Below are 12,262 nucleotides of genomic sequence, written 5' to 3'. Positions count from 1 at the left end.
TTCTACGAAAGGCGTGTCATGACTGACCTCACCTTCGCTCACACCGAGGCCGAGCGTCTCCCCGCGAAAGACCGCGAGGCGATCCTCGACAACCCCGGTTTCGGCGATCACTTCACAGACCACATGGTGTCCATCGCCTGGACCCGCGACGCTGGCTGGCACGACGCGCAGGTCATGCCGTACGGGCCGATCCCCATGGATCCCGCCTCCTCGGTGCTGCACTACGGCCAGGAGATCTTCGAGGGCTTGAAAGCGTACCGTCGCGCTGACGGCTCGATCGTCACCTTCCGGCCCGAGGAGAATGCCAGCAGGCTCAACGACTCGGCCGCACGGCTCGCGCTCCCGGAGCTGCCCGTTGAGCTGTTCGTTGAGGCGGTCAAGCGCCTCGTCGCCGTTGACGCAGCGTGGGTGCCGAGCGGCGCTGACCAGTCGCTCTACGTGCGGCCGTTCATGATCGCAGACGAGAGCTTCCTCGGTGTCCGCGCAGCGCAGCGCGCCCGATTCCTCGTCATCGCAAGCCCGTCCGGTCCGTACTTCACCGGTGGCATCAAGCCCGTCTCGATCTGGCTTTCGCAGGACTTCTCGCGCGCCGGACACGGCGGTACGGGGGCGGCAAAGTGCGGCGGCAACTACGCCGCGTCGCTGCTTCCGCAGAACCTGGCCGCTGAGAACGGCTGCCAGCAGGTGCTGTTCACCGACGCGAACTCGCCCGACACGATCGACGAGCTGGGGGGCATGAACCTGTTCCTCGTGCGCGATGACAAGACACTTGTCACGCCAGCGCTCAACGGCAACATCCTTCCAGGGATCACGCGCAAGAGCCTCATCCAGCTGGCGAAGGACCGCGGCTACGCCGTTGAGGAACGCGCCGTGACGGTAACGGAGTGGCGCGAGGGCGTCGCGAACGGCTCCATCACGGAAGCGTTCGCCTGTGGCACGGCTGCGGTCATCACCCCCATCGGTCAGCTGAAGTCGCCAGACTTCACGATCGACTTCGGTGACCGCGCGCCCGGAGAGCTGACGCTGTCCCTGCGTGAAGAGCTCACCGGCATCCAGTACGGAACCCACGAAGACCGCCACGGCTGGCTCACCGAGATCCCGGCCGTCGGCGCGGCTGTCTAAGGAGAACATCTAGTGAAAATCGCTCGCTTTGAGGCGGAAGGTGAGATCTCATTCGGGATCCTCGACCAGGCAGAGGACGGGAAGGGCGTTGAGCTCGTCGAGCTCATGGGCGATCCCATCGTCGCCGGCTTCGACACGACGGGGAAGCGATTCCGTTTCGCCGACGTGCGGCTGCTCGCCCCGGTGATCCCACGCTCGAAGATTGTGTGCGTCGGGAAGAACTACGCGGACCACATCGAAGAGATGAAGGGCGTGACCGGTGGCGACGCGCCAGTAGAGCCGCTGTTGTTCCTCAAGCCAAACACGTCGGTGATTGGGCCGGGCGGCACCATTGTGCGCCCGAAGATCTCCGATCGGGTTGAGCACGAGGGCGAACTTGCCATGGTGATTGGCGCGATTGCGAAGGATGTTCCTGAGGAGCGCGCGCTCGAGTACGTCTTCGGTTTCACCTGCGCGAACGATGTTTCGGCGCGCGACATCCAGGTCAAAGACGGCCAGTGGACGCGTGGCAAGGGATTCGACACATTCTGCCCGCTCGGGCCCGTGATCGAGACGGATCCCGACCTCGCCGACGCCAGGGTCACGACCAGGGTCAACGGAGAAACCAGGCAGGACGGCAGCACAGCGCAGCTCATTTTCTCGCTCGCACGCATCGTCGCGCACGCCTCGCAGGCGTTCACACTACTCCCCGGTGACGTGATCCTCACCGGCACACCTGCAGGTGTGGGGCCGCTCGAAGCCGGCGACGTCGTCGAGGTCGAGGTCGAGGGGATCGGGATCCTCCGCAACACCGTCGCGTAGCGTGGCGGCTTCCGGGTGCGGGCGGCGAGCTCGCACCTGGGAGCGGTAGGCCGCGGGAGGTGAGACAATAGGAACACGATGGATCCGAATAAGCTCAACCACACCCAGGCCGACGATGAACCAAAGTTCATCAAGACCCGCCCGAACAAGGGCGGCCTTGCCGCGCGCCCACAGGTGCGCCCGAAGGCCGAGGGCTGGGAGCAGCTCACGAACGCAGACGGCCGCCCCACGCTGCAATTCGCGTCACCGCGCGTCAAGCAGCCTGCGACGCACCTCGCTGACCTGACGCTCGCCGAGCGCGAAGCGAAGATCGTCGAGATGGGTCTTCCGAAGTTCCGCGCGAAGCAGCTCTCCGTGCACTATTTTGAGCACCGCACCACCTCTCCTGAGGAAATGACGGATCTCCCGAAGGATCGCCGCGAGGAGCTCGCGGAGGCATTCTTCCCGCCGCTGCTGAGCGAGGTGAAGAAGCTCGTCACCGATGACGGTAACACCGTGAAGTTCCTGTGGCGCCTGTTCGACGGTGCTCTCGTCGAGTCCGTGCTGATGCGCTACCCAGGCCGGATCACGCTGTGCGTGTCGAGCCAGTGCGGCTGCGGCATGAACTGCCCGTTCTGCGCGACCGGGCAGGCCGGTCTGACACGAAACATGTCGACCGCTGAAATCCTCGACCAGATCGTTCAGGCGAACCGCTTCATCGCTGAGGGCGGGCTCGGCCACAAGCGTCGCGCAGGCAACGGGGCTGAACCAGAGCGCGTGAACAACATTGTGTTCATGGGCATGGGGGAGCCGCTCGCGAACTACAAGCGCGTGATGAACGCCGTGCGGCGCATGGTTGCGCCGTCGCCCGAGGGCCTCGGCATGAGCGCCCGCGGCATCACGGTCTCCACGGTTGGTCTGGCCCCGGCGATCCGCAAGCTCGCCGACGAGGACATCCCCGTCACGTTCGCGCTCTCGCTGCACGCGCCAGACGATCAGCTGCGCGACGAGCTCATCCCGGTGAACAGCCGCTGGAAGGTCGACGAGGTGCTCGACGCGGCATACGCGTATTACGAGAAGACCGGGCGCCGCGTCTCCATCGAGTACGCGCTCATCAAGGACATGAACGATCACGGCTGGCGCGCAGATTTGCTCGCGGATCGACTTAACGAGCGCGGTCGCGGCTGGGTGCACGTCAACCCGATTCCGCTGAACCCGACCCCCGGCTCCATCTGGACTTCCTCAACAAAGGAGGTCACGCGCGAGTTCGTCGATCGGCTCAACGCTGCCGGCGTGGTGACGACACTTCGCGACACCCGCGGCAAGGAAATCGATGGCGCCTGCGGGCAGCTCGTCGCTACCGAGCAGGATCGGGCAGACGCAGAGGCTTTCGCCACCTCCTAGTGGAGGGCGAATCCGCTCGGTGCAGCCGGCCCGCTAGCCAGCTGCGCCGAGCGCTGTTGCGAGCAGTGCAACGTCGTCCGCGGTGTTCCACACGTGGAACGAGACACGGGCGTTGCCTGCGCGACCCGATGCCACGATGCCCGCGGCTTGCATCGCAGCGAGCGCGGTGCCGTCAGCGTCGGGCCAGGTGACGATCGCCGAATTGCTCTCGGGAAGCCCCAGCACCTTGCGTGCGGCGTTCGCGAGCCCCACCGCATGGTCGTGGACCTCCGCTGGGTCGAGTGACACGAAGAACGCGAGTGCTGCCTCCGTGCCAGCGACGAGTGGCCAGAGCGGCGACAGGTCGAAGCGGCCAGCGCTTGCGGAGAGCGGCGTATGCCCTGCGTAGCATGAGCTCCAAACGTCGTCCGCAGAGCACCATCCGGCGGCGATGGGGGTGAGCGCCTCATCGAGGCCCTCACGCACGGTGAGGAACGCGGTGCCTCGCGGTGCACAGAGCCACTTGTAGGCATGGCACACGGTGTAATCGAATGTTGCGGCGCCAACGGGCAGCCACCCGAGCGACTGCGTCAGGTCGACGCAGGTGCTGGCGCCGACGCTGGCCGCGGCGGCAACGATTGCCTCGTGGTCTGCGACCTCTCCCGTCGCCGACTGCACGAGCGAGAAGGCGACGAGCGCGGTTTCGGGCCGCACCGCAGCCGCGAGCTCGGAAGCTGGGGCGTAGCGCACGGTGACGCCGCGGGCAGCAAGCTGCTCAAACGGGTGCGTGAGTGATGCGAAATCACCTTCGGGGCAGAGCACCTCTGCGCCATCGGGGACCGACGTGGCGACGATGGAGACGAGCTGGGAGACCTGTGAGCCGAGGGCTACGCGCTCAGGGGCGACGCCTGCGAGGGTGGCGTAGAGTTCGCGGGTGCGCTCGGCCGAAGCCGTGATCGCGTGCGCATTGAGCTTGCCTGCCGACCACTCCTCGTAAAACGCGCGGCTGGCGTCGAGCGTGGCTTTCGTCGGGAGCCCGCCCGTGCACGCTGAGAGATAGCCACGTGTCTCAGGGAAGTGGCTTGCGAAGTCGGCGGCGGTGTCGACGTGGGGCATGTTCGTGCTCATATTGACAGGCTACGCGTGGCTCAGACATAAGAATAGGGAATGATTCTTATGAAAGAGTTCCTCCAGGGTTATAGTGGTCGTGTGAATGCTACGAGACCTGTCGACCCCCTCGGCTCCATCGACTCCACCGAGCTGCGCATTTTGCATACGCTCTCGGTCACTGGATCGCTGACCGCAACCGCAGCTACCCTCGGCCTCAGCCAGCCCGCCGTGAGCCAGCGCATCAAGCGCGTCGAGACCAGACTCGCGGTCCCGCTCATTGAGCGATCCGGCCGCGGCATCCGGCTGACAACCGCCGGCAATATCCTCGCCGACCACGGGCGAACCGTCGTGAGCGAGATCGACGCAGCTCTCGCCGCGATCGACGATCTCCGTGGCGAACGCGCTGGCACGTTGCGGCTCGTCGGCTTCCCATCCGCATCGGCAACAATCGTCCCGGCGATTATGCGCATGCTCGCGATCGAGGCGCCGGAGGTTGCGCTCCAGTACCGCGAGGCCGAGCCGCCCGAGGCAACCGAGATGCTGCGCGACGGTGAGGTCGACTGCGCGCTGATCTTCGATTACGAGGGCGCAGCCGAGCTCCCCGCAGGGTCGGCGTTCTTCCCGCTCTGGCGCGAAGAGGTGCACCTGGTCGTTTCGGAGCGCAGGGCCGCCGAGATCAGGGAACTCGGGGAGGCAGGCTCGCCGGCAAAGCTCGGCGACTTCGCAGCGGAACACTGGATCGCCGGGTGCGAAAAGTGCCGCGGTCATTTGCTTGCCGCAGCGCACGACTCCGGGTTCGATCCCGAGATCATCCAGGAGACCGACAACGTGCCGGCGATGCTAGCGATGGCCGCAGCAGGCGGAGCGGTCGCCATGGTTCCGGGGCTCGGACTCGCGGCAGCGCGAACGCTTCCCGATGGGGCAGCCGTGGTCCTGCTCGACCAGCAGCGCCACCGCACGATTGGGCTGATTTCGATGGCGACAGCCAACGAGAGCCCACAGGTGCGCCTCGCAAAGCGGCTGCTCGCCGGCATCGACGGCGCCACCTGGGGCCTCGAACCTGCGGGCCTTGAGTTCTCGAGCCGCTGAGTGGCAGTGCCGCTGTGCCGCTGAGCGGCTCGGCCACTGAGCCGCATGCTCGCTGAACTGCCTGCCCGCTGAGCCACCTGCTCGCTGACCCGCTGGTGTGCTTGGCGGCCGCGGCCGCAGGCCACCCGCGAAGAGACCGACACCCAGAGGGAGTATCCACTGTGACACAGAGCGCTGCCGTGCGGCCCGAGCCGAGTAATGGCGGGGGAGCGAAGCGGCAGCCGCTGCCACGCGAACTGGGCGGCAAGCTCCAACGGCGCACGCTGCTCGTGCTGTCCAGTGCAACGATTCTCGGGGGCCTTGGCTTCGGCGCTTCGGCGTCGGTCGGGGCGCTCCTGCTCGCGGAAGTGAGTGGGCAAGACGCAATCTCTGGCCTCGCCGCAGCCATGTCCAACGCAGGCGCGGCCGCCGCGGGGATCCCGCTCGCGCGGATCGCTGCCCGCAAGGGGCGTAGAACCGCGGTCGTGCTGGGCAGCTCCGTTGCGATGCTTGGCGCGCTCGTCGCGATCTTTGGCGCCGCGATCTGGCAGTGGTGGGTGCTCGCGCTCGGGATCGGGATACTTGGCGTCGCCGCTGCCGTGCAACTGCTGTCCCGTTTCGCGGCGACCGACCTCGCCCTTCCGCAGAACCGCGCGCGCGACCTCTCGCTCGTCGTCTGGTCGATCACCGTCGGCGCCGTCGTCGGCCCGAACCTCATGGTGCCCGGGTCTGTGGTCGGGGGCTGGCTTGGGGTGCCGCCGCTCGCTGGTGTTTTCGTCTTTACATTCTTCGCGCAGCTCGCAGCGGTGCTCGTCAATTACTTCGGCTTGCGGCCAGACCCGCTGCTCACCGCGCGTGAACTGCAGGCAGCCGCGGTCGCGGCGCGGCCGGCCGACGCGCGTGAGACGACCGAGGAAGCGTCGGCCTCGCGCCGCGCGAAGGTGCTCACGATCGTGATCATTGGCACCGCTCAGGCGATCATGGTCGGGCTCATGGCGATGACGCCGCTCCACCTCAAGCACCACGGCGGAAGCGACGCTCTCGTCGGATTCACGCTGAGTCTGCACATCGCGGGCATGTACGCGCTGTCTCCAATCTTCGGGATTCTCGCCGGAAGAATTGGTCGTCTTCGGGTGATCATCGGGGGCTGGGTGATCCTTCTCGTTGCGATCTACTTTGCGTATCTCGCGGGCGAGCAGAGCCTCTACGTGCAGGTCGCAATGACGCTCGTCGGTGTCGGCTGGAGCGCGGTGACCGTGGCGGGTGCGGCGTTGCTCACGGACCTCACCTCACTCGCTGAGCGGCCGAAGTGGCAGGGCCGCGCGGACACACTCATGAGCGCCTCCGGCGCCGCAGCCGGTGTGCTCGCGGGGATCGTGTTCGCGATGAGTGACTTTTCGATCCTCGCGCTCGTCGCACTGGCCGTACTTGCGCTCGGAGCTATTGCCTCGATGTACCCGAAGCTGCGCGTCGCCAGAGCGCACTAAGAACACGTCCGGCGCTGCAGCGGCAGGTGACTGCCGGAAGCGGCTAAACTGGCGGGGATGTCTACTACCGTCGAACCCCAGTTTTCCACCGCCACCGGCAGCGACGTTCGCGTCCGCTTCTGCCCCTCGCCGACGGGCACGCCGCACGTCGGCATGGTGCGCACGGCCCTGTTCAACTGGGCATACGCCCGGCACACCGGCGGCACGTTCGTTTTCCGTATCGAGGACACTGATGCCGCGCGAGACAACGAGGAGAGCTACGGCCAGATCCTTGACTCCCTCCGTTGGCTCGGCCTGACCTGGGATGAGGGTATCGACGTTGGCGGCCCCCACGGCCCGTACCGGCAGTCCGAGCGCGGCGACATCTACCGCGACATCGCGCAGCGCCTGAAGGACGCCGGTTTCCTCTACGAGAGCTTCTCCACCGCCGAGGAGATCGACGCGCGCAACGAGGCAAACGGGCGAGCGAAGCAGCTCGGCTACGACAACTTCGACCGCGACCTCACCGAGGAGCAGCGGGCTGCGTTCCGCGCAGAAGGCCGCGAGCCTGCGCTGCGCTTCCGGATCCCCGACATGGATCTCAGCTTTGATGATCTCGTGCGCGGCCCGATCAGCTTCCCAGCAGGATCGACGATCGACTTCGTCGTCGTCCGCCCCAACGGCGCACCGCTGTACACGCTCACGAACCCGGTCGACGACGCGCTCATGGGCATCACCCACGTGCTGCGCGGCGAGGACCTTCTCTCGTCGACGCCGCGTCAGGTCGCGCTGCACCGCGCGCTCGTTGAGCTGGGCATCGAGCCCGCGATCCCGCAGTTCGGTCACCTGCCGTACGTGCTCGGTGAGGGCAACAAGAAGCTGTCGAAGCGTGACCCGGAGTCAAACCTCCTGCACCACCGCGAGCGCGGGTTCATCCCCGAGGGGCTACTCAACTACCTCTCGCTGCTCGGCTGGTCAATCTCTGCCGATCGCGACGTGTTCACCAGCGAAGAAATGATTGCCGCGTTCGACGTCACCGACGTGAACCCGAACCCCGCGCGCTTCGATCAGAAGAAGGCCGACGCGATCAACGCCGACCACATTCGCCTGCTCAGCGAAGACGACTTCTACGCGCGCATCCTGCCGTACCTGATCGCAGGCGGTGCGCTGCCGATCGAGGCAAGCGAGCAGCAGCTCGCGACCGTGCGCGCTGCGGTGCCGCTCGTGCAGAGCCGCGTTACCGTCCTGTCCGAGGTCGTGCCAATGCTCGGCTTCCTCTTCACGAACTCGACCGCCCTCGTCTACGAAGAGGATGCGTTGAAGTCGTTGAAGGACGACGCGCCTGAGGCGCTCCGCGCGAGCATTGCTGCGCTCGAAGCGCTGCCAGAGGGCAGCTGGAAGACCGAGCCGATCCAGGAGGCGCTGCAGGGCGCGCTCATCGAGGGGCTCGGGCTGAAGCCACGCGTCGCGTTCGGCGCGCTCCGCGTCGCAGCGTCGGGGCGGAAGGTTTCGCCGCCACTGTTCGAGTCGTTCGAACTGCTGGGCCGCGAAGAGACACTGGCGCGCCTGCGCCGGCTCGCTGCCGAACTTTCGGGAGAGTAGCGGGAAGGGGGTCGCCGCAGCGCGGCGACCCCCAACAGAACAACGGGTTCACGGAGTGAAGGAGTGAGGGCGAATGGTGATCGAGACAGTTGCTGCTAACCCCGACGCCCCATACGGGGTCGCCATCATCGGGGGAGGCCCCGCTGGGCTCTCGGCCGGGCTGCAGCTCGTGCGAGCAAATCGGCGCATCGTGATCCTCGACTCAAACCGCCCCCGGCACTCGGCGACGCTGCGCTCCCACGGCTTCCTCACGCGTGACGGCGTGCCGCCGCTCGAGCTGCGCAAGCTCGGTCGCGAGGAGTTTGAAACGTACCCGACTGCGCGGTTCGCGCAGGCAATGACGCGTGAGATCCTGCCGCTGACGCGCGACGAGGCCATCGCGGCGGGCTTCCCGGACGGCATCGGATTCCGGGTGATCGGCACCGGGCTGCGCGGCAGCGGCGACGTCGACATCGTCGCCCGCCGCGTGCTTATCGCGGCGGGATTGACCGAAGACCTTCCGCCGTTCCCCATGATCAGGGCCTACTACGGTACGGCGCTGCACTCGTGCGTCGAGTGCGACGGCTTTGAAAAGACGGACAAACCCCTTGCGCTCATCGGGGAGACGAGCGATCTCTTCGCCAGGGCGCTCCTCATCTCGCGCTTCAGCTCCGACCTCGTGGTCTTCACGAACGGCGCGGACACGATCCGCCCAGAGCAGGAAGCCCAACTCTCTTCGATCGGCGTCCGCGTCGAGCGCAGGGAGATCGATGACATTGTTGGCGAGAAGGCAGACATGACGGGCGTTCGGCTTGCGGACGGCGAAGTCATCACGCGCGTCGGCGGCTTCGTTCGTCCGCGCTGGCACGCCTCGGTCGGCTACTTCGGGGACCTCGAGATCGAGCGCGATGATTGGGGCCTCGTGAAGGTCGACGATCGTGGCGAAACCTCAATTCGCGGTGTCTACGCCGCGGGAGACACCGTACCTCCAGGCCCCCAGCAACTCATCATCGCGGCCGGCAACGGCGCGAGCGTCGCCGCAAAACTCAACATGGACATGATCCGCGGCGCGCTCGGCGTGGGTCAGGTCGACGAGTAGGCTAGACGATGCTCACCCCTCGGTGAGCAGAGACGTTTCAAATCAGACGTGGGGCAGCGCGTCGTCATTCTCAAGGAGAGTTGTGTCTGAGCAACAACGCGCCCCCATGGTTCCCGGTGAGCGCTCGGCGCTGGCTGGGTCCCGCTACGCCCTGATCTCGGCCGCGTTCGTCGGGATCCTGCTGATCTCGAATGTGGTTGCGGTCAAGCCGATCGCGTTCGGTGCGATCCCCATCGGCGACGTTTCGTTGCCACTCGTATTCGACGGGGGAGTGTTCCTCTTCCCGCTCGCGTACATTCTTGGCGACGTGCTCGCCGAGGTCTACGGGCTGAAGGCATCGCGGCGGGCGATCCTCACCGCATTCGCGCTGGCGCTTATCGCATCGCTGACGATCCTCGCGGTGCAGATCTCGCCGCCAGCAGCTGGGTGGGAGAATCAGGAGGCGTTCGCAGCGGTCCTCGGGTTCGTGCCCCGGATCGTCGCCGCAAGTCTCGTCGCCTTCCTCGCCGGCCAGCTCGCGAATGCGTGGGTGCTTGACCGGATGCGCCGCAAGACCGACGGTCGCTTCCTGCGCGCCAGGCTGATCGGGTCGACGGTCGTGGGGCAGCTCATCGACACGCTGCTGTTCTGCACCATCGCATTCGCTGGCATCATTACCGGCATCGACTTCGTGATGTACGTCGTCCTTGGCTACGTGGTGAAGGTGCTCGCCGAGGTCGTACTGCTGCCGCTCACAACCCGCGCAATTCGGTGGGCTCGTGCAGCCGAGGAGCGCGCGGCGTAACTAGACGCCATCGGAGCGCCGCGCTTCGCGCTTGCTCGCTCCCGCTCTTGGGCTCACGTGTTCCCTGCGTTCGCGGCGTTCGCTCGGGCTTGCCACGTTCGCTCGGGTTCGCCCTGGTTCCCTCCGCGTTCCTCCGCGTTCGCGGCGTTAACTCAGGGATCTGCAGAAGCGATGGGATTTCTCGGGCAATACGAGAGAGTTTCTGCAGATTACCGACGTACGAAGGGCCGGCCGCGCGACGAACATCGCGCGGCCGGCCCCTTTCGTTTTAGCTCGCTACTTTCGCAGCGGCGTCGCGCGCGAACTCGGCGCCGTACTGGCGTGTGAGCACTTCGTCGCGGAGCTCAGCGAACGTGTCGTTGATGATCGACTCGCGGATTCGCTCGACGAGGCGCACAATAAAGCGCTCATTGTGGATCGTGGCGAGCGTCGAGCCCAGCATCTCCTTCGCCTTGAAGAGGTGGTGGAGGTAGGCGGCCGTGTAGTTCTCGCAGGTGTAGCAGTCGCACTCGGGGTCGAGCGGCTCGAATCGGCGACGCTGGGTCGCGGCCTTCGCGTTGATGCGGCCGGAGCTCGAGTACATGGTGCCGCCGCGCGCCTGGCGGGAGGGTGCGACACAGTCAAACGTGTCTGCGCCCGCGGCGATCGCGGCGAAGAGGTCGTCTGGTTCGGAGATGCCGAGGAGGTGCCGCGGCTTGTGCTCGGGGAGCTCCTCGCTTACCCAGCCAACAATGGTGCCGAGTTCGCTCTTCTCGAGTGCGCCGCCGATCCCGTAGCCGTCGAACTCCTGCTCAGTGGCCTCCGCTCCGCGCAGGCGCTCAAGGCCGCCGGCCGCCTGTCGCCGAAGATCCTCATACTGCGCACCCTGAACGACTCCGAAGAGTGCCTGGTACGGGCGGTGCTGCCGCTCCGCGGTTTGGCGGGCGTGCTCGTCCAGGCAGCGAACCGCCCAGCGCTCGGTACGAGCGACCGAGTCCTCTTGGTAGGCGCGGGTGTTCAACAGAGTGGTGCACTCATCGAAGGCGAAGATGATGTCGGCGCCGAGCTGGTGCTGGATCTGCATGGAGATCTCAGGGGTGAAGCGATGCTTGTCGCCGTTGATGAAGGACTTGAAGGTGACGCCGTCCTCATCAACGTGGGCAAGCCGCTCCTTGTTCTTTGCGATGACCTCGGCCTGCTCGTGCGCGCCCTCACGCATTGAGATGACCTTCTTGAAGCCGACACCGAGCGACATCACCTGGAACCCACCCGAGTCGGTGAAGGTCGGGCCGTGCCAGTTCATGAACTTTCCGAAGCCACCTGCCTCGTCGACGATGTCGCTTCCTGGCTGCAGGAAGAGGTGGTACGCGTTAGCGAGCACGGCTTGGCCGCCGAACTGCGAGACCGTCTCAGGGAGGATCGACTTGACGGTCGCCTTTGTGCCCACAGGAATGAAGGCTGGAGTCTGGATATCTCCGTGGGGAGTATGGATTGTCCCTGCGCGGCCGAGCATGCGGCCGTCTGTTCCGCGCGCACCTCCCGTTTCGAGGCGATGCTCTACATCGAAGCTAAAGTCTGCGGGGGAGGGGGAACCATGGGTCGCTTGGGTCTCAGTCACTCCATAAGTGTAGGAGCCGCGACCTGCGAGCGGGCAACACGCGCGGGCTCCACCGTGTTCGGTGCGAAACAGGGCCGTTTTGGGGCTGTTTCACCCGGGTAGCTGCCCGGTGGCCGGGGAGTGAACATGATGGGTCTGGCACATAAACGGCGGAAACATGCGGAGACACGCCCGAATGCGGCGCGCAGCTTGCGGTCGGGGGTGGATCCCCGTAATGTATTCCCTTGTCAGCGCAACGCAGCCGGGCCGCAGAGCGGTTCGGTTCAAACGGA

The 12,262-nt window shown here is 66.1% G+C and carries 10 protein-coding genes; 8 read left to right on the top strand and 2 right to left on the bottom strand.

Going from position 1 to position 12,262, the window contains the following annotated elements; translation table 11 throughout:
* Nucleotides 1–18: 18 nt before the first annotated feature.
* The 3 genes from SD72_RS04265 (at nt 19) to rlmN (ending at nt 3,306) form a co-directional block, all read left to right on the top strand.
* Entirely contained in the window at nt 19–1,122 is a 1,104-nt protein-coding gene (locus SD72_RS04265; RefSeq protein ID WP_042543217.1) for a branched-chain amino acid aminotransferase, read from the top strand.
* Between the two features lie 12 nt (nt 1,123–1,134).
* The gene (locus tag SD72_RS04260) at nt 1,135–1,923 is read left to right on the top strand and encodes a fumarylacetoacetate hydrolase family protein (protein WP_042543216.1); all 789 of its coding nucleotides are present in this window, start codon (nt 1,135–1,137) and stop codon (nt 1,921–1,923) included.
* Between the two features lie 78 nt (nt 1,924–2,001).
* Nucleotides 2,002–3,306 carry a 23S rRNA (adenine(2503)-C(2))-methyltransferase RlmN gene (gene rlmN / locus SD72_RS04255; protein WP_042543215.1) on the top strand — a complete coding sequence of 435 codons (1,305 nt, stop codon included), beginning with the start codon at nt 2,002–2,004 and terminating at the stop codon, nt 3,304–3,306.
* Between the two features lie 33 nt (nt 3,307–3,339).
* Here the strand turns inward: rlmN and SD72_RS04250 are convergent, their stop codons facing one another.
* Nucleotides 3,340–4,413 carry an aminotransferase class V-fold PLP-dependent enzyme gene (locus tag SD72_RS04250; RefSeq protein ID WP_084766771.1) on the bottom strand — a complete coding sequence of 358 codons (1,074 nt, stop codon included), beginning with the start codon at nt 4,411–4,413 and terminating at the stop codon, nt 3,340–3,342.
* Between the two features lie 81 nt (nt 4,414–4,494).
* Between SD72_RS04250 and SD72_RS04245 the strand changes: the two genes are divergently transcribed.
* The 5 genes from SD72_RS04245 (at nt 4,495) to SD72_RS04225 (ending at nt 10,393) form a co-directional block, all read left to right on the top strand.
* Complete coding sequence (locus SD72_RS04245; RefSeq protein WP_042543213.1) at nt 4,495–5,484, top strand: LysR family transcriptional regulator; 990 nt, start codon at nt 4,495–4,497, stop codon at nt 5,482–5,484.
* 161 nt (nt 5,485–5,645) lie between these two features.
* A complete protein-coding gene (locus SD72_RS04240) occupies nt 5,646–6,950 on the top strand; it encodes an MFS transporter (protein WP_232299641.1) in 1,305 nt (434 codons plus the stop codon).
* A gap of 57 nt (nt 6,951–7,007) precedes the next feature.
* The gene (gltX, locus tag SD72_RS04235) at nt 7,008–8,531 is read left to right on the top strand and encodes a glutamate--tRNA ligase (protein ID WP_042543212.1); all 1,524 of its coding nucleotides are present in this window, start codon (nt 7,008–7,010) and stop codon (nt 8,529–8,531) included.
* 73 nt (nt 8,532–8,604) lie between these two features.
* A complete protein-coding gene (locus SD72_RS04230; protein ID WP_042543211.1) occupies nt 8,605–9,609 on the top strand; it encodes an NAD(P)/FAD-dependent oxidoreductase in 1,005 nt (334 codons plus the stop codon).
* 82 nt (nt 9,610–9,691) lie between these two features.
* Nucleotides 9,692–10,393: a queuosine precursor transporter gene (locus SD72_RS04225; protein ID WP_232299640.1), complete on the top strand. Its 702-nt coding sequence runs from the start codon at nt 9,692–9,694 to the stop codon at nt 10,391–10,393.
* 268 nt (nt 10,394–10,661) lie between these two features.
* On the opposite strand, the gene tgt is transcribed toward SD72_RS04225, so the two are convergent.
* A complete protein-coding gene (tgt, locus tag SD72_RS04220; protein WP_084766770.1) occupies nt 10,662–11,990 on the bottom strand; it encodes a tRNA guanosine(34) transglycosylase Tgt in 1,329 nt (442 codons plus the stop codon).
* Nucleotides 11,991–12,262 lie beyond the last annotated feature (272 nt).

This window comes from Leucobacter komagatae, assembly GCF_000834055.1.
Classification (GTDB): domain Bacteria; phylum Actinomycetota; class Actinomycetes; order Actinomycetales; family Microbacteriaceae; genus Leucobacter; species Leucobacter komagatae_A.
Note: the sequence above shows the minus strand (reverse complement) of the source record. Positions and strands in the feature narration are given on the sequence as shown.

Excerpts from the sequence above, each read along its gene's own strand:
- SD72_RS04265 (WP_042543217.1), top strand. The coding sequence starts at position 19 with ATGACTGACCTCACCTTCGCTCACACCGAGGCCGAGCGTCTCCCCGCG.
- rlmN (WP_042543215.1), top strand. The coding sequence starts at position 2,002 with ATGGATCCGAATAAGCTCAACCACACCCAGGCCGACGATGAACCAAAG.
- SD72_RS04250 (WP_084766771.1), bottom strand. The coding sequence starts at position 4,413 with ATGAGCACGAACATGCCCCACGTCGACACCGCCGCCGACTTCGCAAGC.
- gltX (WP_042543212.1), top strand. The coding sequence starts at position 7,008 with ATGTCTACTACCGTCGAACCCCAGTTTTCCACCGCCACCGGCAGCGAC.
- SD72_RS04230 (WP_042543211.1), top strand. The coding sequence starts at position 8,605 with ATGGTGATCGAGACAGTTGCTGCTAACCCCGACGCCCCATACGGGGTC.